Source organism: Streptomyces sp. NBC_01546 (assembly GCF_045208355.1).
Lineage (GTDB): Bacteria > Actinomycetota > Actinomycetes > Streptomycetales > Streptomycetaceae > Streptomyces.
The window spans coordinates 359694-379983 of the sequence record NZ_CP109380.1; the positions used below are offsets into that span (position 1 = coordinate 359694).

General features: G+C 67.2%; 15 protein-coding genes and 3 pseudogenes. 6 read left to right on the forward strand and 12 right to left on the reverse strand.

The genetic code is table 11. From position 1 onward, the window contains the following. Window positions 1–639 precede the first annotated feature (639 nt). The 5 genes from OHA89_RS40360 (at window position 640) to OHA89_RS40380 (ending at window position 5151) form a co-directional block, all read left to right on the forward strand. A complete protein-coding gene (locus OHA89_RS40360) occupies window positions 640–903 on the forward strand; it encodes a hypothetical protein (RefSeq protein WP_406368936.1) in 264 nt (87 codons plus the stop codon). A 580-nt stretch (window positions 904–1483) separates the two neighbouring features. Beyond that, window positions 1484–2149 (forward strand): glyoxalase, encoded by a 666-nt coding sequence (locus OHA89_RS40365; RefSeq protein WP_331762033.1) that lies wholly within the window; start codon window positions 1484–1486, stop codon window positions 2147–2149. An 892-nt stretch (window positions 2150–3041) separates the two neighbouring features. Continuing rightward, window positions 3042–3533 carry a lamin tail domain-containing protein gene (locus OHA89_RS40370; RefSeq protein ID WP_331761941.1) on the forward strand — a complete coding sequence of 164 codons (492 nt, stop codon included), beginning with the start codon at window positions 3042–3044 and terminating at the stop codon, window positions 3531–3533. A gap of 228 nt (window positions 3534–3761) precedes the next feature. Next, window positions 3762–4076: a hypothetical protein gene (locus OHA89_RS40375; RefSeq protein WP_331761942.1), complete on the forward strand. Its 315-nt coding sequence runs from the start codon at window positions 3762–3764 to the stop codon at window positions 4074–4076. Between the two features lie 46 nt (window positions 4077–4122). Then, window positions 4123–5151, forward strand: coding sequence for a phosphotransferase (locus OHA89_RS40380; RefSeq protein WP_331761943.1), 1029 nt, complete (start codon window positions 4123–4125; stop codon window positions 5149–5151). Between the two features lie 844 nt (window positions 5152–5995). Here OHA89_RS40380 and OHA89_RS40385 read toward each other — a convergent pair. Continuing rightward, a pseudogene (locus OHA89_RS40385) lies at window positions 5996–6106 on the reverse strand (recombinase family protein); the annotation flags it as partial. Between the two features lie 224 nt (window positions 6107–6330). Further along, entirely contained in the window at window positions 6331–6921 is a 591-nt protein-coding gene (locus OHA89_RS40390) for a helix-turn-helix domain-containing protein (protein WP_331761944.1), read from the reverse strand. A 151-nt stretch (window positions 6922–7072) separates the two neighbouring features. On the opposite strand from OHA89_RS40390, the gene OHA89_RS40395 reads away from it, so the two are divergent. Further along, window positions 7073–7804, forward strand: a complete 732-nt coding sequence (locus tag OHA89_RS40395) for an SDR family oxidoreductase (protein ID WP_331761945.1) — start codon at window positions 7073–7075, stop codon at window positions 7802–7804. A 149-nt stretch (window positions 7805–7953) separates the two neighbouring features. Here OHA89_RS40395 and OHA89_RS40400 read toward each other — a convergent pair whose 3' ends face one another. From OHA89_RS40400 to OHA89_RS40445, 10 genes and pseudogenes are all read right to left on the reverse strand, one after another. Beyond that, window positions 7954–8262, reverse strand: a complete 309-nt coding sequence (locus OHA89_RS40400; RefSeq protein WP_331761946.1) for a hypothetical protein — start codon at window positions 8260–8262, stop codon at window positions 7954–7956. A 24-nt stretch (window positions 8263–8286) separates the two neighbouring features. Continuing rightward, window positions 8287–8655 carry a hypothetical protein gene (locus OHA89_RS40405; protein WP_257559891.1) on the reverse strand — a complete coding sequence of 123 codons (369 nt, stop codon included), beginning with the start codon at window positions 8653–8655 and terminating at the stop codon, window positions 8287–8289. Between the two features lie 85 nt (window positions 8656–8740). Beyond that, entirely contained in the window at window positions 8741–10327 is a 1587-nt protein-coding gene (locus tag OHA89_RS40410) for a hypothetical protein (protein WP_331761947.1), read from the reverse strand. Further along, entirely contained in the window at window positions 10324–10659 is a 336-nt protein-coding gene (locus OHA89_RS40415; RefSeq protein ID WP_331761948.1) for a helix-turn-helix transcriptional regulator, read from the reverse strand. Before OHA89_RS40415 ends, OHA89_RS40410 begins: the two co-directional genes overlap by 4 nt. Continuing rightward, a pseudogene (locus OHA89_RS40420) lies at window positions 10656–11036 on the reverse strand (tyrosine-type recombinase/integrase); the annotation flags it as partial. The pseudogene OHA89_RS40420 and the gene OHA89_RS40415, both read right to left, overlap by 4 nt. Before the next feature lie 31 nt (window positions 11037–11067). Beyond that, window positions 11068–12296, reverse strand: a pseudogene (locus tag OHA89_RS40425) (IS256 family transposase). A 109-nt stretch (window positions 12297–12405) separates the two neighbouring features. After that, on the reverse strand, window positions 12406–13461 hold the full coding sequence (locus tag OHA89_RS40430; protein WP_331761949.1) for a hypothetical protein: 1056 nt from the start codon (window positions 13459–13461) through the stop codon (window positions 12406–12408). Between the two features lie 260 nt (window positions 13462–13721). After that, on the reverse strand, window positions 13722–14126 hold the full coding sequence (locus OHA89_RS40435; protein WP_331761950.1) for an XRE family transcriptional regulator: 405 nt from the start codon (window positions 14124–14126) through the stop codon (window positions 13722–13724). A gap of 665 nt (window positions 14127–14791) precedes the next feature. Beyond that, window positions 14792–15472 carry an RES family NAD+ phosphorylase gene (locus tag OHA89_RS40440; protein WP_257559839.1) on the reverse strand — a complete coding sequence of 227 codons (681 nt, stop codon included), beginning with the start codon at window positions 15470–15472 and terminating at the stop codon, window positions 14792–14794. A 304-nt stretch (window positions 15473–15776) separates the two neighbouring features. After that, entirely contained in the window at window positions 15777–20273 is a 4497-nt protein-coding gene (locus tag OHA89_RS40445; protein WP_331761951.1) for a WD40 repeat domain-containing protein, read from the reverse strand. Window positions 20274–20290 lie beyond the last annotated feature (17 nt).

Genomic DNA, 20290 nt, shown 5'->3' on the forward strand with positions numbered 1-20290 from the left:
GTGTACGACGTGGACCAGGCCCATTTCACTTGGACCGCGCCCAGGGAGTGGAGCCTCACGCTGGTGAGTGGCCTGGCTTTCCGCGAAGCCGATTCCCGCAGGAATGAGCGGGTCGAGTGAGGCAAGCATGTCGTCGACCGGGAGAGCCTGAGCCCGCCAGATTCCGCCCTGCTGCCAGATGTCGTCAACACGAACGTCGACGCCGGGAGGGTTCTCGGGGCTGGTGACCGCATCTGCGATGGCCAGATTCGCATCTACGACCAGAGCCGCACCCGCGACGCCGACGAGCTCATTGGCCCGGTCGGTTTCCCGGTAGAGAGAGCTGAGAAGAGGCCAGAGAGCCGAGTAGCGAGCACCTCCACCAGGGGCAGGGCGTGCGACCGCATTCCACACGTCGCGGGCTGCGGAAGAAGCTGCAAATGCGGAAGCCGCGCCCGCTGACCTCCCCTGGAGCCCCCACATTTGCAGGCCAGAAGCCCCTTCCATAATGCGGCCCAGACAGCTGACGGCTGCCCGGACTGCACGCACGATGTCTTCCTCGGTCAACTCGCTCGTCTCCCGCGCTAGCCAGCGCGGCAGAGGCCCGAGATCGAGTAGCGCCCGTCCCGGCCCGGCAAGGTAGTCAGCGAATGAACCGGTTTGATCTCGAGTCGAGATGTCGTGGGCAGCGACGGGGACAGAGCCCACGAGATGGCCGCCCTCCAGCCCGCCGCCCGGGCGCAGCCAGCGGCCTCGTTCGACGAGTTCTTCGGCAAGCAGGGGTCCGAAGACGTCCGTGTCGACGACGATGCGCTGTGGGTCGAGGCGCCCAGCGGCAGGGGCCCCGGATTGGGCACCCACAGTCCAGCCGTCCCTCTCCACACCCTCACCAGCGCCGAAGACACCAGCGACTTCGCCCCATAACTCCCGGGTGCCTCGGGTCAGGCGGACGAATGCTCCGACAGGCAACTGCGGCAGGGGGCCACCGATTGGCACCGCAACGAAGGCATCAGGGTCGGGTTCGGTGACATAGCGGCGGAGCCGGGGATCGTAGTCGAAATAGAGAGCGTTGAATGCGTTGCAGGCGTGCAGAACGCCACCCCGCGCCGACGCAACCCGCTCCAGGCGTGTGGCGATGGCCGCGCTTAGGCTGGCCGACACATCTCCAGCATCCTCAAAGATCTCAGGACGCAGCAGAGCTTCCTCAGGGCGCCCCATCGCAGCCCCCTTCCCCCCGGCCGCTCCGCCGGCGCGTGCTGCCTCATTGGTACCTCATGAGGTGGTTCGCACGCAGTGTTATCGGAAAGGTCGGTTAGCGGCTGAGTGGACCATCTGCCAGCACCGAAGTCCTGCGCGTCGGACCGTGTGGGGCTGGTCCAGGCAGAGCTTGACCTGCTGCAGGCCGCCGGGGCCCTTGACCGCCAAGATGGCCCTGCTCACTCCGCTCGGCGACAAGACCGGTCAGGAATGGAGAAGCCCCGGCCGCCGCGCGGCCCCTAGCGTGATGGGCATGGCAACCACCGCTTCCAACGCAGCCAACATGTCCCTCGCGTCCGTCACCCTTGAGGTGGCCGACCCTGGGGCCGCCCGCCGCTTCTACAGCGCTTTCGGCGTAGGAACGTACGTACGCCTGAGGGCGTCCGAGGCGCAATCGACCGGATTCCGCGGCTTCACCCTGGCGCTCACGGTGTCCGGGCCGGCCACCGTCGACAGCTTCGTCGGCGCCGCTGTGGACGCCGGCGCCACGGTGCTGAAGCCCGCCGCGAAGTCACTGTGGGGCTACGGCGGCGTCGTCCAGGCCCCGGACGGGACGATCTGGAAGATCGCGACCTCGGCGAAGAAGGACACCGGCCCCGCCACCCGCGAGATCGACGAGGTCGTCCTGCTGCTCGGCGTCGAGGACGTGAAGGCCACCAAGCAGTTCTACGTCGGGCGGGGCCTGACCGTGGCCAAGAGCTTCGGCGGCAAGTACGCCGAGTTCGCCACCGGTCAGTCCAGCCCCGTCAAGCTGGCGCTGTACAAGCGCCGTGCTCTGGCCAAGGATCTCGGCGTCCCCGCCGACGGCACCGGCTCGCACCGCATCGTCCTCGGCAGCACCGCCGACACCTTCACCGACCCGGACGGGTTCGCCTGGGAGACTGCCGCGTCGCTCGTCCCGACGCCGTCCTGACTCCGGGCCCCGCACACGGTGCGGTCCCAATGGCCCCTGCCGGCTTGCGTCATATGCCTGTGCCCCCGAAGGATTTCTCGGGAGGCGCAGGCGTATCTGCGTTCAGGCCTGCACTCGAACCATTAGGTCCAGTTGCACACGTGCTTGGCGGCCACGATCGGGTCGATCGCTTTCCGCGTGCCGATGCTCGGCAGCCACGATTCCAGGTCCCAGGTGGGGCCGGCGTTCCAGTGGCCGGGCAGGCGCTCCTCCGCCCACGCGGGGTGACAGGCTAACTGCGCGTTCGGCGTGCGCCTCGTAAAGGCCCACCCGGCGCCAGGCCCCGACTGCTGTCAGCGAAAGAGTCCCGCTGCTCAGGCGGTTGCACCATGGCTGCCTGGCCTGGACGCGGGCCGTCCTTCTGGCGTAGCCATGGGGACGTCATTCAACCCGCATGGCTAGAGCCCGTACGGCAAGGCTGGGCCCCTTGTCCGGCGTTCTACCTGGCCGCCGAAGCGCCAGCCGTCACCCGCACCCGTACATCAGAGCGGTGGTGCGTAACTCGGTGCGAAGAAGCGGCAGAAGCGCCTGTTACAGAGCCGTGAACCCATTCGGCGCACAGCACACGGCATGGCGTGAATGAACTGCTTATGTGGCTGAAACCTCCTTGCTTCGACATCGGACGGGCTGCCCCCACCTCCCGCCCCGACTTCGTCAACTGGACCTGACGCTTGCATCTTGCAAGGGAGAGTTACGGACATGTCCGCATTAGGCAACGTGAGTCCGAGGTTGTGGCGGTTAATGGTGGGTGCGGGCCAGAGTGTGGCTCCTCGGCAAGGACGCCGGGAACCGTACGGAGTCCGCCCGGCTTGCACGAGGCCGGGCTGGGCTGACTGTTGAAGGAGTCGTCTTCATGTCTGCTTCTCTCGCCACTCGCCGTCTTCTCGCCGCGGTGCTGGCCGCCGGCGCCCTGGTCGGCGCGGCCGCCGTCCCCGCCGCCGCCCACGACGACGACCGGCGCGGCCACCGTGGCCCGCACTCCTCGATCGTCATCGGCGACGTCCAGAACGACAGCCACGGCCGCGACAACCGCGCCCTGAACCGCGAATGGATCGAGGTCAAGAACACCGGCCGGCACTCCGTCGACCTGAGCGGCTTCACCCTCACCGACCGCGACGGCAACCGCTACCGCTTCAACCACCTCCGCCTGGACGGCCGCTCCAGCGTCAGGGTTCACACCGGCCACGGCCGCGACACCCACCACGACCTCTACCAGAACCGCCGCCACCAGATCTGGGACGAGCGCGACACCGCCACCCTCCGCGACGACCGCGGCCGCGTCGTCGACACCGAGTCCTGGGGCGGCCGCAGTCACCACGGGCACCACGAGAACCACCGCCGCTAACCCACGCCGGCAGCCACACCATCGGGGACAGTGAACTGCCAGCCATCAGCAGCAACCGCGTGCCGCGGCCACCAGCCGTGGCACGCAACCCCCGACGACCTTGGGCGCCTGACGTGTCTGACCCGTCAGCCTGCACTCCATGTCTGCGGCACACGCGGGCGGCCTACTACAGGCGGCGCTCCGAACTTTCTGGAAGCAGCAGCGACACCCGACCCCGGGAGATTCCTTGTGGAGTTCTGGCAGTATTGCCCGTCCGAAGTGACGGCCCCTCAGCTGGACCTTGACCCCTACCGCTTCCCCGGCGCAGACACCGGCGAGCCTTCCTGCGGCGAACAGCATCCGCAGGCACTCAGGCCGAAATCCGACCCCCGCCTCGCCTGGTCGCTGAAGCCCGTGGACGAGCGACGGTTGGACCTGCACGTGGCACTGACTACCGTCGGCATCCCACCGCTCCCCGGTGACTTGGAAGCCATCCACACCCTGTCCTCACTCGACGACACGACCAACGCAGCCCTCGTACGGTGGATCACCACCAACCGCTGAACCCCGGCACTGCCCGCACTGAACGGCTGCATGGAAGGATGAGTGCATGTGGTTGCGACTGCCGTTCGGGGACGAATTACGGACCGAGCTGGGATCTCCCAGGCGCTCTCGCAGACTGGGCAGCAGCCCTCGCTCGCGCGTGTGGCGCGTCGAGTTGCCAGAGGCAACGGCGGTGGTGAAGCAGATCGTCGGCGGTCTTGATGCCGACGAGCGATACGCCCGTGAGGTGGCCGCCCTGCGGCTCGCTGCCCGAGCTGAAATACCCGTGGTGCCCGCGTTGCTGGCCACCGGTCCCAGCGAGCGGGTCTTGGTGCTGGAGCATCTGGATCACCGACGCCCGGCCAGCGACTGGATTGTCGACTATGCAGCCGCGCTGGCACGGCTGCATGCCACCGCCCGCCCGGAGGACGTCGGGGTACTTCCCCGGTGGCAGGGCCCGAACGAGGCCGATATCGAGTCTTTCCTGCAGCTGGCCGGGGCTCTGGAGGTTCCTGTCACTTCTGCCGTGTCCGGCGAACTCGATGACCTCGTGAACCGGCTCGACCAGGCATCTGGGCATGCCCTTCTCCACGGGGATCCTTGTCCCGGTAATGATCTGCACACCGCCACGGGGATCCGATTCATCGACTTTGAGCAAGCGTCACTGGGCAGCGGCTTGATGGAGCTCGCCTACCTGCGCATCGGTTTTCCGACCTGCTGGTGTGTCACTTCAGCGTCGGAGCCGCTGTTGGAACGGGCGGAGAGCGCATACCGCAACGAATGGCGCACCCTGACCGGCTCCGATGCCCAAGACGGGCTCGCTGACGCGTGTGCCGGCTGGCTGCTCCGCGGCGACGCGCTGGTTGAGCGGGCACGCCGCGAGAGCACTGATCACCTGGCCCGGATTCCGCACCGGGACTGGACGTGGGGCACCGCGACCGCCCGACAACGGCTCGTCCACCGGCTCGGGGTCGTTGGCCAGATGACGGCCGACCACACCTCTCTTAGCGGCGTGAGCAGCCTCAGCACCGCTATGCGCCAACGTATGCTCGCTCGCTGGCCCACGCTTCTGCCCGTCCCAGCAAAGCGACCATAGAGGTCGGCTGACACCCCCAGAATCACAACCCACAACTGCGCGCCGCACTGGAAAGGCGGGAGCTGGGCTACGTCCTCGCGGTCTTCCGTTCCACAGCGAGGGGAGAGCCCAGGAGGAGGTTGACGAATGGGGGCCGGGCTCAGTAGTGATGCGAATCCGTCGCTCCGACGTGGATCCGAGTAGAGATATTCAGGTTCACGATACGGACATCGACTTCGGGTTCTTCGAGGAGGAGCATCTACTCGAAGGGGTAATTTAAGCGGCGGAGATCAGGATAGGGAATGGGGCATGGTTCAATCCGCGGTCACGATAGGAGCGCACGTGGAGCGAGATGAGCTGAGGCAAGCGTTCGCTGTCGAATCAACTGTCAACTCGCAGGCTAAGAGTGCCCTTGCCGCTGGGGCGCCGTTCGAAATCTTGCCAGGGAGAATGCCTGCCGCGAGACTGCATCACACCTACGCCCGGCGCTTGCGGAGACTGCAGAAACTCGAGCGCCCATCATTGGGTTTCGAGGAGGCGGTGGCTAGCCTCGAGAAAATCGGTAATCAGGAACTGCTGGTCGGGTTTATCGATGACCGAAAGAGGGGAGAATATCGCTTTATAGTGTTCCTCAGTGCTGATCTTACGCGGGTGATCGCATGCATCGGCTTGATGGTTCCCTCGCGAGAGGTGCCGCCCTACGGGACTCCTGATGGAAAAGATTCTCATTGAGGGCTTCGAAGTCAGCCAGTCTGGAATAGAACAACGTCGCCGGGGTGTGCGTGGATGCACTCCCCGGCGATGGCCGTTGTGGCCAGTGGGGGTTTCGACGGCACCGGTGACGGCCCTGTTCTCCCGAAGCTACGGCGAAGTCGATGTAGGCCTGTTCGAGAGCTTCGGGGTACGCCTCGCGCTTGGCCTGCTCGGCGAGCGCCCGGTAGATGCTCGCGACGGAGGGGCTGTGTCCCTTGCGCTTGTGTGCGACATCCCGCGAGTTCTTCCGAGCCCCGCCGAGTGACCGCGACCGTGGCCAGGGGCTTCGTCCTCTTTCGGCTGCCTTGCCCGGCTGTGACATTGCTTCGGAATTCCTGAAGCGTCCTCAGCTCGTGTGATCGATCTGCAGCCTGGATGAAGGCAAGGAGGTACGGGTCGTCGGCCCTGGCGGTGAATTGGCGACCTGGTGACATCCCGGTTCTGTCGTCACCCTTCGGGCAGCTGAGGCGGCGCGGATTTCAGTCCGTCCAGGGTGAGGTCGAGGAGGCGTTCGGCCTGCTCTCGCTGCTCGGGCTTAGCCGAGGTGAGGGCGATTCCGGCGAGGGCGGCGAACATGTCGGTCGGACGGATGTCGGAGCGGATCGTTCCAGCAGCGGCACCGGCCTCCATCAGGGAGTTGAGGGCGCCCTGAATCATCTCGTGACTGTCGGCGTAGGGGTTGCTGCCCGAGGCGACGACGGCGCGCAGGGCGTCGGCCATGCCGAATTTGGCGGTGGCGTAGTCGATGAAGCGGCGGGTCCACACCCGCAGGGCCTCGGCAGGCGGCATCGTCGCCAGGAGGCCGGAGGCGGCCTCGCACAGCCGGGCCACTTCGTTGCGGTACGCCGCCTCGATCAGAGCCTCTCGGGTCGGGAAGTTGCGGTAGAGCGTGCCCGTTCCCACGCCCGCTTCCCTGGCGATGCGCTCGAAGTGTGCGTCGAGTCCCTCCTCGCTGAACACGCGCACCGCGGCGACCAGGATCTTGTCCCGGTTTCGCTGTGCGTCGGCCCTCAGCGGGCGTCCTGCCTCTCGGGTCATCGGCGGCTCGTTCCCTTCTCCGTTGCTAAGTGGAGGCTCCGCCATTTAGTCTGGGTGAAGTGGCGGAGCCTCCACTTTCACTCTAGGGCATGGTGCGACTTGCCCGGACCCTCTCTGCTCCGCACTCCGCACTCTGGAAGGACAGTCGAATATGCCGGGAATCGAAGGCAAAGTCGTGGCGATCACCGGCGCCAGCAGCGGCATCGGCGAGGCGACCGCGCTTCTGCTGGCCGAGCGCGGCGCGAAGGTCGTCCTCGGGGCACGCCGTCCGAAGCGTCTTGCGGCCCTGGCCGCCCGCATAGAACAGGCCGGCGGCGAGGCCGCCTGGATCCGCACGGACGTGACGCGGCACGAGGACCTCTCCGGCCTCGTCAAGCTGGCATGCGACCGGTACGGCAAACTCGACGTCCTCGTCAGCAACGCCGGGATCGGTCTGATCTCCCCCCTCGACGACCTGCGCGTCGAGGACTGGGAGCAGATGATCGACGTCAACCTCAAGGGGGTCCTGTACGGGATCGCCGCAGCCCTTCCCCTCTTCCGGGAGCAGGGACTCGGACACTTCGTCAACACCGTGTCCACCGCCGGACTGCGCATCGTGCCACTCCAGTCGGTGTACGCCGCCACCAAGAACGCCGTGCGCACCGTCTCCGAAGGCCTGCGCCAAGAGGCCGGCGACAGCCTGCGCGTGACCGTCGTCTCGCCCGGCGCCGTCCGTACGGACTTCGCGGAGCACATGGATCCGGCTGCGAAGGCCCAGATCGACAAGCTGATGGAGATCGCCCTCCCGCCGGCCGCGGTGGCCCGCGCCATCGCCTTCGCCATCGAGCAGCCGGACGGTGTCGACGTCGGCGACATCGTCGTTCGCCCCACTGCCCAGGGATAGGTCCGCCCAGCCCACCCCCGCGCGCCTGCCAAACCCACGGATATCCCCAGCCGATGCACACGGACCGACCCGCGAGTTCCGGCCGCACAAGGCTCAGTTCCGTTGAACCCACGGGCATCCCCGGGCTTGGTACTGGTGGGCTCTCGTATTCAACTGTCGCCAGTTCTCCGTGGAACCCAGCCTGCCGGTGACCGTGTGTGATCTCCAGGGGCGTATCGGCTCCAGGTTCCGCCGGTCTCGTTGAGCAGGCGGGTGGTGGTCTTGTTGTGGTAGCCGAGAGCGTCCGCGACGACGGGAGCGGGCATCCCAAGGAGTTGTTGTCGGATGGCGGCGCCGCGGGCGGCGGCCACAGGGACGCCGATCTCGTTGAGGAGTGCGGACAGGTGGTCGGGACGGAAGGGCTGCCCCGCCCGGCGTCCGGGGAACAGCCGGCCGACCGCCTGCTCCGCGAACTCCACGACCGTGGCGTCGGGGCGGACGGGTCAGGAGACGCGCTTGAGCGTCCAGGCGTTGTTGTTGAAGCTGGGGACCGAGGAGGAGACACAGCTGCCGCTGTAGTACGAGGCGGTCTGAACCCAGCCGAAGGGCTGGTAGGTGGAATTGCAGGCCTGGACCACGGTGCCGACGGGCAGCCCGGTGAGCTGCTTTATCTGCTTGATGTTCGGGCTGAAGCTCTGCGTGCCGCAGCTGCTGCTGTACCCCCAGCTGACGTCGACGAAGCCGCTCGGGGTGAGGACGCTCGAACAGGAGGTGGTCACGTCGCCGGGGGCGGCGTGCGCGGGCGCGGCGGTCAGGGCGAACAGCGCCGCGGTGCCGGTGAGGGCCATGCACAGGGTGCGAAAGCGAGTCATGGGTGATGGCTCCTTGAGATCGTGGACGGCCGGTGGGCCGCGAAGCCAGTACTACGGGTCGCCGACCGGTTTCAGATAGACGTTTTCAGGCCCAATGATCAACATGTAATCCGCCGGGGACGGGTGGCGGCGGATCACCCGTGTGCCCGGCATGGGTTGTGGGCGTTCGGCCCGGTTCGTGATCTCCTGGTGCGTATCGGCTCCATGTCCCGCCGGTCTCGTTGCGGAGCCGGCTGGTGGTCTTGTCGTGGTAGCCGAGAGCGTCCGCGACGACGGGTGCAGGAAGTTCGAGGAGTTGCTGCCGGATCGCGGCGCCGCGGGCTGCCGCGGTCGGGACCCCGACTTCGTTCAAGAGCGCGGACAGGTGGTCGGGGCGGGTCGGCTGCCCCGCCCGGCGGCCCGGGAAAAGCCAGCGGGACGCGGGGTTGGTAGCGGTGTTCATGTTGTCGCGGTTCGCGATGTGCTCCAGCAGCAGGGCGGCGACCGGATCAGGGACGGGCGAGGCCGGCTCACCGAGCCGCAGCAGCACGGTGTCGCCGTCGCGGATGACGTCGTCAACGCCGAGCCGGACGATGCGGCTCGCGGGCTGCGCGTAGAGGAGCACGATGACTCTGGCGACACGGAGTCGCATCGGTATCTCGGTATCGGTCAGCAGCCGGCCAAGGGTATCGAGGCGCTCGTCTTCGCTCAGTGCGGCCCGGCGGGAGACCTTCATCTTGGGGATGGACAGGGAGCGTCGGCAGCGTCGGCTCTGCATGGCCCAGTTGAGGAAGGCTCTCAGGCAGGTGCGGGCGTGTTCGGTGTTCTCGGCGAACCAGGCGTCGACGTCGATCTGGCCGCATGACGCGAGGGTGCTGTTTCGCTCGCCGAGCCATTGCAGGAACGCGGTCGCGTGCTTGACCTGTTCGGCGGCGAACCGGCGGATGCTGGGTGTGATGTGGCTCCTCTCGGCGCGGGTCCGCAGCCGGGGAAGGATGTGCCAGGTCGCGAAGAGCCGGATCGTCTTGGCGTGCTCGGGGTCGGCGATGCCGGTCAGGTGGCCGGGAAGCCAGCGCTGGAAGGAGCAGAGGTACTTGTCGACCGAGGGCAGGGCTCCGCACGTCATCAGGAGTTCTTCCAGGTGAGCGGCGGCCCGCCAGGGCTGGAGCTCGTGAAAGGCGTCGTGGGTCAGTGGGATCTCGCCGAGGCCGAGCCGCCGCAGTAGCTGCGAGGCGCTGCCCGGCTGGTCGCGGCGCATCTCCAGCCAGGCCAGGCCGCTTCTGGGCTTGTCCATTGCCACCAGCAGGTCGAACAGCGGGACCAGTGTGGGTCGGATGCGGCTGTCTCCGTCGTCCAGGAGTGCGGTGAGGCGGTCGGTGAGGGTGCAGCGTTCACACAGCCGTCCGCCCAGGAGCTTGCCCTCGAAGCCGCAGCGTGAGCAGTCGAAGGTCTGCGAGAAGCCGGCGCAGGTGGTGCAGATCGCGGCCCCGTCACCGGGGCGGAGTCCGGGGAGGGCACGGTCCTGGCCGCATCCCGGGCAGGTGCCCCGTGTCCGGACGGCGCGGTCGGAACAGGTCCGGCAGACGTATCCGTCCGGCCACGTGCCAGCCTTGTGTCTGCGGCGGCCGCAGCGGCAGCACTCGGCCATGTACCAGCGTTCGTACTGTTCGTCGGTGGCGTAGGGGCGGGTCATGCGTCGGGCAGGATCCGGGCGGCGCGGGGCCGCAGCTTCGCCACGTTCGCGAGCGGGGTGGGCAGGTCGCCGGTGGCGGTCTTGCGGACGCCGGCGTTCTCTGCGGTGGTGGCCACCAGGTCGGCCGGGGTACAGGACAGGATGTCGCAAAGCGCGGCCATGACCTGCAACGACAGGCGTTCCGGAGTGCCGGAGACCAAGCGGTGGACCTGGGAGGCGGACAGGTCGATGCCGCGTTCGTGCAGCAGCGGCACCAGTTCGGTGGCTGTGAAGATCCGGTGCTGGGCCATGACCTCGCGCAGCCGCCAGGTGTAGCCGACCTTGCGTTTCATGCCTGCCTCCCGGGCTGGGTCTGGAGGGCGGCAGCGATGGTGGAGTCCAGATGCCGCCGCAGGGTGCGGGTGCGGAAGTCCGAGGACACGCAGGTGTAGAGCGAGGTGGTGCTGGCGTGCTCGTGGCCGACCTGCTCCTGGACGAAGCGCGGGTCCCAGCCGTCCTCGATCAAGTGGGTGACGTAGGACCTGCGGAAGGAGTGGAAGTCGAGTCCGTCGTCCAGGCCGAGGGCCTTGCGGTAGGCGATGAAGCGGGAGTTGAGCCGCTGGCAGCCGATCCGCAGGCCCCGTTCGGAGGGCCAGGCCGCCGGGTTGTTGTCGGTGCCGAACAGCGGGCGGACCTCGGTGAACCACTCGTCCAGGACGGGGGCTGTCCAGTAGACGGTGTAACCGTGGTTGGCTCGTAGGTCAGATTCGGTTGTTGGTGAGGCGTCCGTCGAAGGCGATGTCGAAGGCCTGGAGGGCTCGCTTCCAGCGGGTGGTCCAGCGTTTGCGGCCGGCGCCGGTCGGGTCCAGGGACATCACCGCGAGGTAGACGCACTTCAGAGCCGCGTTCTCCGAGGGGAAGTGTCCGCGGGCCCTGACCGCCCGGCGGATGCGGGCGTTCACGGACTCGATCGCGTTGGTGGTGCAGACGATCCGGCGGATCTCGGCGTCGAACTGCAGGAACGGGACGAACTCGGCCCAGGCGTTCTCCCACAACCTGACGATCGCCGGATACTTCTGGCCCCATTCCTCGCAGAACTCGAGGAACCGGCTGGTGGCCGCGTCCTCGGTCGGCGCGGTATAGACCGGCTTCAATGCTTTGGCGATCTTGTCCCAGTCCTGGCGGCCGGCATAGCGGAACGAGGCCCGCAGCAGGTGAACGACGCAGGTCTGGACGACGGTCTTGGGCCGACCTCACCGACCGCGTCGGGCAGGCCCTTCAGCCCGTCGCAGACCAGCATCAGGACGTCTTCGACGCCGCGGTTCTTCAGCTCGGTCAGGACCCGGAGCCAGTGCTTGGCTCCTTCCCCGCCTTCGCCGCCGGCCCACAGTCCGAGGATGTCGCGGTGGCCTTCGGCCGTGACTGCCAACGCCATATAGATGGGGCGGTTGGCGACCTGGCCGTCGCGGATCTTCACGTTGATGCAGTCGATGAAGACGACCGGATAGACGCGGTCGAGGGGGCGGGCCTGCCATTCGGCCATGCCCTCCATCACCGAGTCGGTGATCGTGGAGATGGTCTGCTTGGAGACCTCGGCTCCGTAGACCTCTGCCAGGTGGGCGGAGATCTCGCCGTGGGTGAGGCCCTTCGCGGAGAGCGAGAGGACCATCTCATCGACGCCGGTCAGCCGGCGCTGACGCTTCTTGACGATCTGCGGATCGAACGCTCCTTCGCGGTCCCGCGGCACGTCGATCTCGACCGGACCGACATCGGTGACGACGGTCTTGGAGCGTTTCCCGTTCCTTGAGTTGCCGCCGTTCTTGCCCGCGGGATCGTGCCGGTCATAGCCGAGATGGTCCGTCATCTCGCCCTCGAGAGCGGACTCCAACAGCCGCTTCGTGAGCTGCTGGAGCAGCCCGCCCTCGCCGGTCAGCTGCAATCCCTCGGCCTGTGCCCGGGCCACGAGTTCGTTCAGGAACCGGTCATCCACGCCCGCCGGCGCGGCCTTCGCCTCGGACGGTGTGGCTATGTTCTCGCTGGTCACAGGTGCAATCCTCCATGATCGGAGTTACACCGTTTCTTTTACAGTCCCAGACGCGTCAGACTCCCCCGGTGATGGCGCTGAGAACGTCGATTGTGCGCCTTACGTTTCGTCCGAATGCGATGAGGAAGGCAGCGGCCAGTACGAGGGTGTAGACGTACGGTTCGGCACTTTCTGGGAGAACACCTGTGAGTGCCAGCGCGGTCACGCCACCAGCGCCAACGACGTAGGCGGTGAGAAGCCGCAGCACGTCCCAGTTGCGCTGGGGCTCGATGTCGTTGAGTTGATCCTCGTCCAGGAGCTCGCCGATACGGGTCTGGCAGTATCGGTCAGAGATGGTGAGAAGAGCTTCAGCGATGTCGCGCAGTGCTTCGTTCGGGGCATGGTCAAGTTTGGATTCCAGCACGCGTAACGCCCCGGCTACATGACGTTCGTGGCGCTTCAGGGTCTTTGTGCGGTGGGACCAGCGGGCCACGGTCCCGCGGCTGTGGTGCGCGTCCAGCACACCGCGCTGTACGATCTTCAGCTCCTTGGCGAGCTTTCTGAGTCGGGCCGGCCTCTGCTCCCCGCTGCGCCGGGCCTGCGCGCAGGCGTGAATCGCCGCAGCGCACTGCGTGACGAGGGCGTATCGGCGCGCTACCAAGAGCCTTGCGGCCCGGGAAGTGGCGCGCCTGGGCGAGAGCCGCGGGTTGACGTACATCTCCAGCGCTCCGAGAAGCAGGAGACCGATCGCCACTGCCAGACTCAGAATCGACACAGTCTGCTGCCAAGGATTTGATGCTGTGAGGTCAAAAGACCACGCAGATTCCCCCTGCCGCGGGATCCAGCCGAGTCTCCACTGCAGCAGGGCCATGCCTACCGACAAGCTGCACAGAAGAGGCAAAAGAAACAGCAGTATGAGGGCGTTCCGCTTCCAGCGCTGGAGGTGGAGGCGCCGTCTAAGCGCGACCCTGACCCGGAGGGGTACCTGGCGTTCCATGCCAAGCGCGGCGCAGTCCCGTATGAGCTGACCCACCGTCTCCTCGAAAGGGCGGTCAGTATCCGACGAGGCGTCAAAGTTGGCAAGCCTTGCATGTAACGACGTGGTCTCCAGCTGTTCCGATCGGGTAGTCATGGCGAAGCATCCTGCCAGACATGCGGTGGGCGATGTATGTGACTGCCGCTGCCGACGTCGACCACACCGATACGTGGCGGAAGGACCAGATGATGGCCTGGACTTGGCGTTCCGCTGGACACCCTCGGCGAGGCGCACGCACGCGCGGCGAAGCGCGGGCTGTCGCTGTCTCTGGAGATCGGGTGGGGCGTGCACTACTAGGGGAACAGTCCGGCCTGATCCTTCCGGATGCGTGCCCCGGGCGTCCAGCCGTGACGAGGTCAGCCGCCGTCGACGTAGGAGCGTGCCGCGACCATCACGTCTTTGTAGCGTCCTTCTGCGATGACGGTGAGGGGTGCTTCGTCCTCGAGCTGCGGGTTCATGCCGATCATCCAGGCGCGGGCGGTGTAGAGGCTTTCGGCGTCCTGGATGAGTTGGAACACTTGCAGTGCAGCCCTCAGCCTGTCTTCGGCGTCCTGGCGCGGGGCGGAGTTGCCCAAGGCCCACTTTCCGACCTGCCGGGGATCGCTGATGTTGGTGATCCGGGCGGTCAGGCGCTGGCCGAGGTTGTCCTGCAGGAAGCGGGCGATGTCCGCGATGGACATGCGCACAGTGACGGCGTGGGCGCGCTCGGCACTGGCGGTGCTCTTGTGGTCTGCAGAGGCGTTGGCGGCTGTGCGGGGCATGGGTGTCTCCCTCGTGTTCCGGCTACGCGCTGGCATTTGGGCCTTTGGTCGCGTGTCGGGCTACGGGTGCAGGATTGGTGCGCGGTCCGTTCCAGCTGCGGCACAGGTGAGGGTGCGGAGTGGATGGTCGCGGGATGCGGTGACGCTTCGAAGTGATGGTCCGGCGGGAAGCGTGACCGCTGCGGACTTTGGGGCGCGGAGCGCCTCGGTTCAGTGTCGCTGCGTACCGGTCGCGGAGGATCCGGTGCAGGGAGGACTGAGGGGGTGCAGGCGATGCAGGAGGACGGTGTCGTGCCTGCTGCTCGGCCGGCTGTTCACGGGCAGGTTCTGTCGGGGCATGAGGAGCTGCGGGGGCGGGGCGATGCTCCTGGGCCGTAAGAGGCAACCAGTTGCCATCATGAATCCTCCTCAGTAGTCGATGAGTTAAGACTACCCAGAATCCACCTCTAACTCCACCACTTTTACTCATACTTGCAGTATGTGATGCGCCGTCAAGACAGGGGATCCGAGGGCGGTCTTGGGGTTTTGACCTGCGGCTTTCAAATCAACGAGCGCAGTGGCCTGTCAGAGGCCAGGCCGGATTTTCCTTCGTTCGGGCTATGGCCTTCAGTGGCGTTTAGAGGGGGATCCGGGGAGGGCAGGAGCAGGAGTGGCTCGGGCTTCGCTCAGCGGATGGTGAGTCCGTACTCGTCCGCGACGGTGCGCAGACCTTCGGTTTCAGGCCAGATCGGCTGCTGTTCGATTTCTTCCAGGTCGACGTCGCTGAAGATGGCCCAGCACTGGCGCATCCCGAAGCGGGATCGGTAGGCGATCCCGTGGATGAGGCGTCCCTGTTCGGGGGTGCGCTGGGTGATCGCCCAGGCTGCGATCTGCCGCGTGACCCTGCGGTTCGAACCGCGGATGTGCTCTCGTGTCAGCGTGGGGACTCCCAGTACTGCCAGCTCGTCCTTGAGTTCTCGGGACAGGAGGCGCAGGGCTTCTTCGTCGTCGATGTTGAGGAACCGTGCTTCCTTCGTCGGCTGCAGGCGCACCAGGGTGTGGCGGGTGCGCCAGTCCCGGGGAAGGGTGCCGGGGGGCATGAAGTCGGGCGTCCGCCAGTCGTCGGCGATCAAGGCCTGCAATTCCGGGTCGACGCGGAAGGGCTCCAGCGCCTCGGCGAAGCATCCGTCGAGTTCAGAGGAGCAGTACAGGGTGCCGTAGCCCACCAGGCTCCACAGGTTGCCGCCGGTGCGATTGTTGTCTGCCTTGCTGATCTTGTTGTACTTCAGGGGGTCTTTCGCTTTTCCTAAGTGCCACACACCGTGCTCGGGTGCCGCGATCAGCTGTAACCGGGTTGCCTCGTTCACGCGCCACTCCTCACGCCGGCGGGTTTGGGCGGATGGGCCCACCGGATCTCGCTCGACATCTTTCGCGTCCGCCGGCGGCGGGGGCTTCGCGGCGGATGTCCCTTGCCGTGGGCGGGATGGATTCCGCCCTGGGGGATCTTGCCTCGTGCAGCGTGTTGCCGGGATCGGCTTGAGGTTCTGGGAAGCCAGGCCGACCGGCACGGGTGCTGCCGAACGATCATTTTCTGCTGCCTGACAGGCGGGAACAGTCCACTTACTGATCCATTAGGGGGCGCACGAAGGACTTCGGGGGGCGCACACCGTGTCACAGGTTCTCCAGATCCAGACTGAAGACCGCGACTCCCGCGTCTCCGGCCATGGTCAGGACGATGCCGCCGGACTGGTCACAGTGCTGCGCCGACAGGGTGTACACGGGGCTGCACGTGGCCAGTTGCAGGACACAGCGTGATGTCTGAGCGTCCCAGAACCTGATCGTCCCGTCCCGGGAGGCGCTGGCTACCCAGTTCCGCGGCTCATCTGCCACGGTCGTCCAGGTGGCAAGGGCTTCGACAGCGTCTGCGTGTCCCTGCAGGGGCTCACCGAGCGGTTCGCAGGTGGTCAGGTCCCACAGTCGCACGCTGCCGTCATTTCCTCCGCTGGCAAGGAACGCGGGCAGCCGGCTGGGCCGGGCATTGACGGCTATGGCCTTGATGGGGCCCTGACGGCAGGACAGGACATGCTCGGGCGCGCCGTTCTGGCCGTCCCACACTTTCACCGTCCCGTCGAAACTGCTGGAGGCGAACCAGGTGCTGCGGCCACCGGACGCTGCGGCCACGCTGGTGATTCGGAACTGGTGGCGCCAATGGTGCACCCTCAGCCCGTCGTCCAGGTCCCAGAGGCACACCCTGGAATCGTCGCCGCCGGTGATGACGATGCGTTTCCCGGTATGGGTTACGGCAGCGGCGAGGGAGCGGACGGGTCGGGAGTGCCCCGCAAGGGGGACCGCTGTGCGGGCGTGGCCGGTACGCAGGGGGTCCCAGGTGAGGATGCTGTGGTCGGATGCCGCCCACAGCAGCAGGGGCTGGCCGCCTGAGCTGGATGACGTCCAGACGAGGGCGGGTACCGCGGGTTCCTGGGCGGCGCACAGAGTGCTGAGGGTCGTTCCACTGCCTGTGTCCCACACCTGTACCTTCGCGTCCGCGCGGCTGACGGCGACAGCCGGAAAGGTGTGCGGACGCGCGGTGAGTGCTGCGGCTACCACGGCAGGGGCGGTCTCGGCGGCGGAGAGGGCGCGCCGGAATGCCTCGGTGTCCCACACGCGTACGGTGTTGTCCCGTGCCGTGGAGGCGAGAATGCCTGCCCTTGGGGCGGGCGGCAGGGTACACAGAGCGGTCACGGCATCGGTGTGGCCGGTGAGCCGGCCCCTCCACTGCTGGGCGTCGATGTCCCAGATGTCGATCGTGGACCCGGTGCCTGCTGCTGCCAGCAGGTTCGCGCCGTCGACGTGCACAGCCGCAAGAGCGATGACAGGTTCACCTGTTCCGGCCAGAGCGGCCTTCGGCCCTGCGCTCACGTCCAGCAGCATGATGGAGCCGTCGCTGTGCCCGCAGGCGATCAGACCGGGCACCGTCGTGTTCGTCAGCGACCTGACCGGGGATCCGATGGGGTATTCGTGCAGTAACTCATGGCTGGCGATGTCCCATACATGAAGCGTTCCGCCTGCCCCGACCAGCAACTTCCTACCGTCGGGATGGTCAGTGAGGGTGAGAGCGAACGCGGCGGGCTCAAGGGAGTGGGCGCTCATTTCGGCGAACTGCTGGGCCCCCGCCTGGTCCCGCCACAGCGTGACAGCCCCCTCGCCATTGACGGCGATGGACGTCAGTACGTGTGCCTCGTCGCGAAAGCCTGCGATGTCGGACGTCCAGACGTGCCCTTGCCCTTTCATGTGATTGACCAGAACGCCCCGGTTCGTGTCCCACATCCGCACTGTGCCGTCTGTGCTGCCCGAGAGCAGTGCGCCGCCGCCCGCAGGGTGCGGCACGAAGCGGAGGCTGCGCACGGCTCCCTCATGGGCGGGAATCCGGTCGCCGACAGCGGTGCCGCTGCCCGCGTCGACGAGCTCGATGCTGCCTGACTCGTTGCCCAAAGCCAGCAGCACACCGCCGCCGGGCCCGTTGACCGCGGTCAGGGACAGGCAGGTACGGCTAAGGGCGGCGAGCACGTTGGTCGGGGGAGACCACTGCGACCAAAGGACCCTCAGCGGGGAGCCGGCCAATGACCGGGCCTCAGGCGGCAGCTGCGCGTGCGGGGTGCCGGGATGACGTTGAGCGGTGTAGGCGAGGTGGAGGCTGGCACAGCGGGAGGCAGCATCGGCGGTCTTCACATAGGGCTCGACCGATGCCCAGGCGGTCAACCACGGCCGCTCGTCATCGCCGGCGTGGGGGAGGGCGAGAAGGCCGCGGATTCCGTCTCCAGCGAGCCAGGGCAGCACAGAAGGCGGCACATGCTCGTCATCCAAGGTGCCGCCCAGTGCGGCATGATGCGCCAGATACCGACTCAGATAAGGGTGCGGCACACGCGCGGAGTGCGCCGCGACCAAGCGGGCCAGCTCCGCCGCGATCCGCGCGTGAGCCTCCTGCTCGTCGGCGCGTGGATCTCTCGCCTGGTCGTCCGCTGCCATCCCTGAGCCCCCCGGCGTCCCCTGCGGCGACCGTGGATGCGGCCACTGGCGAAGAATGGCGGCCAGCTGCTCATGCGCTGGCCGATACACGAAACGATCGTCCTCGGTGTCATGGGTGAGATACCCCGCCAGCCGGCTTTCCAGCAGCCGGCGAATCTTCTCGTCGGCGTGATCGATACGCGCCTGCAACAGGCCCTCGGCCGCCGCCGGCCAGACCTGCGCCCAGGGGATCCCCCGCCCCAGCCCGAACGCAGTGACACGCAACAGCGCCACCGACTCCTGAACACTCACGCCGCTGTCGGCGACGTGCTCGAGGTCCTCAGCGAACAAACCCACCGTGCCGCGGTCAAGCTGTGCAAACCACTGCGGGTCGTGCAACAGGGCAAGCCCGTCACTGCGCCGCAACTGCTCTGCCGCCAGGCGCGCATCGAGGAACGAACGCCTGACATGAGGTGCCACAGCCTGGGCCGCCCGGGCGACCTCCGCCGCATCCCTGGCCCAGGGCGCCGCCGCCAGCAGAGCCGCGATGTATGCGGAGATATCCGCCTCCACCCCGTCCGCGTCAGTCCGCGTTTCCCGCGCACCGGGAAACGCGGTACGCAAGTCCTCCAGCAGCCCTGGCACGCTGGGGGCCGCCGACGCCAGCTGTGTGCCGGGCCTGCTGCTGCGCACAGAGAGCAGCAGCCGAAGCCCCCGCTGTCCCGGCAGCGGCGGGCCGGCTGCCTGCTGGGCGGGTACGGACGCTCTGACGGAATCCTGCGCCCCGCGGGTGTAGGGGGCCAAGGGCTCGAGGACGTCGCGGATGCAGGCCGCCGGATCCAGGGATTCGTCGACACCGTCGATGACCACCGTGACCGTCTTCCCCCACCCGCCGGTGAAGAAATTACGCAGCCCTTCCTGCCACTGCCTCAGCGGATCGGCAGCCGGCCGTGAACGGTCCGGGGCACAGCCCAGGCGGCTGCCGATCGCCTCGATGAGACTGACCGGCCCACGATTGCGGGCGGACACCGCGACATGCACCGACCCTTCGGCGGGCACGCCGTTTGCGGGGGCCATGCGCACCGCCTGGGCATAGCGCGGGGACGCGCGGAAATCAGGATCGCTGAGTGTGACGGTGCGCGCCAGCAGGGCGGACTTTCCGCTCGCAGCGCTCCCGGTGACGATGAGTACTCCGGGGTCGTGGGAAGCGAAGTGGGCCAGCTGCCGGTTGAGGTCTTGGCGGCCGGAGAAGTACCAACCTGGGTCATCGCTGCTGGCGCGTCCGCTGGCGCGGTCTAGCCAGTACTCCAGTTCGTCGTGTGTGGCCGCGACCTCCGCTCGGGCGGGGGCGACCACCTGCGGCTTGGGCCGGTACCCGGGGTTGGGCAGAGTGAGCGCCGCCGCCCCCAGCTTGGAGTGGTAGACCAGGCGCGGGCCTGGCAGCTGGAGATCGCGCTCTGCGTTGAGCCGGCCGGTGGCCTCCTCAAGGGCGTTCATGAACTCGCCGGCCGACAGATGGGAGCGCGTGATGCCTGCTGCATCCCGAAGCCAGGCGAACGCCATCTGCAAGATCGTGGCGAACTCGCGCCCCAGGACAGGCGAACGAGTTGCCGTCGTGGCCACGACGGTCATCGTGCCGCTCGAGGTACGGGTCCGCGAAAGATCTCGGATGAAGGCCGTCAGCTCCACGTCGATGCCCCCGGACTCACAGGCGTTGACGATGACCAGCACATGCCTGGCCTGTGAGTCGAGCGCTGCGATAACAAGCTCGTTCGTGGGCATGCCGGTTGCCTGCAGCCGGCTGTCGTCGGTGTCGGGCAGCCGCAGGAAGTGCCTGCCCGAGGGGCTGACCGCGCCGTGCGAGGTGATGTACACGACCAAAGGTTCGTCTTCGGCGGCGTCCCGGATGCCGGACGTATAGAGGAAGCGCTCAACGTCATGGCGCTCCGCAGGCGAGCGCAAGGCGGTCTGCACGAAACCCGCCTCAGCCTGCCACCACCCGGTCACCACCAGCAGCTGTTCCTCGATGGCCTTGGCGAACTCGGGATCTCCGTCCTCGACCGTCACCATGACCAGCGAGCCCGGCCTGACCGCCTCCGCGTCAGCCTTGGCCGCCTGCGGGCTGCCCCCGACCAGGCCGATGTGCCCGCGCTCCCCCTGCATTTTCCCTATTGTTCACA

Bases quoted from the DNA above. Each gene is read 5' to 3' on its own strand.
- OHA89_RS40370 (WP_331761941.1), top strand. From the start codon at position 3,042: ATGTCTGCTTCTCTCGCCACTCGCCGTCTTCTCGCCGCGGTGCTGGCC.
- OHA89_RS40395 (WP_331761945.1), top strand. From the start codon at position 7,073: ATGCCGGGAATCGAAGGCAAAGTCGTGGCGATCACCGGCGCCAGCAGC.
- OHA89_RS40415 (WP_331761948.1), bottom strand. From the start codon at position 10,659: ATGAAACGCAAGGTCGGCTACACCTGGCGGCTGCGCGAGGTCATGGCC.
- OHA89_RS40365 (WP_331762033.1), top strand. From the start codon at position 1,484: ATGGGCATGGCAACCACCGCTTCCAACGCAGCCAACATGTCCCTCGCG.
- OHA89_RS40405 (WP_257559891.1), bottom strand. From the start codon at position 8,655: ATGACTCGCTTTCGCACCCTGTGCATGGCCCTCACCGGCACCGCGGCG.
- OHA89_RS40410 (WP_331761947.1), bottom strand. From the start codon at position 10,327: ATGACCCGCCCCTACGCCACCGACGAACAGTACGAACGCTGGTACATG.
- OHA89_RS40430 (WP_331761949.1), bottom strand. From the start codon at position 13,461: ATGACTACCCGATCGGAACAGCTGGAGACCACGTCGTTACATGCAAGG.
- OHA89_RS40445 (WP_331761951.1), bottom strand. From the start codon at position 20,273: ATGCAGGGGGAGCGCGGGCACATCGGCCTGGTCGGGGGCAGCCCGCAG.
- OHA89_RS40435 (WP_331761950.1), bottom strand. From the start codon at position 14,126: ATGCCCCGCACAGCCGCCAACGCCTCTGCAGACCACAAGAGCACCGCC.
- OHA89_RS40390 (WP_331761944.1), bottom strand. From the start codon at position 6,921: ATGACCCGAGAGGCAGGACGCCCGCTGAGGGCCGACGCACAGCGAAAC.
- OHA89_RS40380 (WP_331761943.1), top strand. From the start codon at position 4,123: ATGTGGTTGCGACTGCCGTTCGGGGACGAATTACGGACCGAGCTGGGA.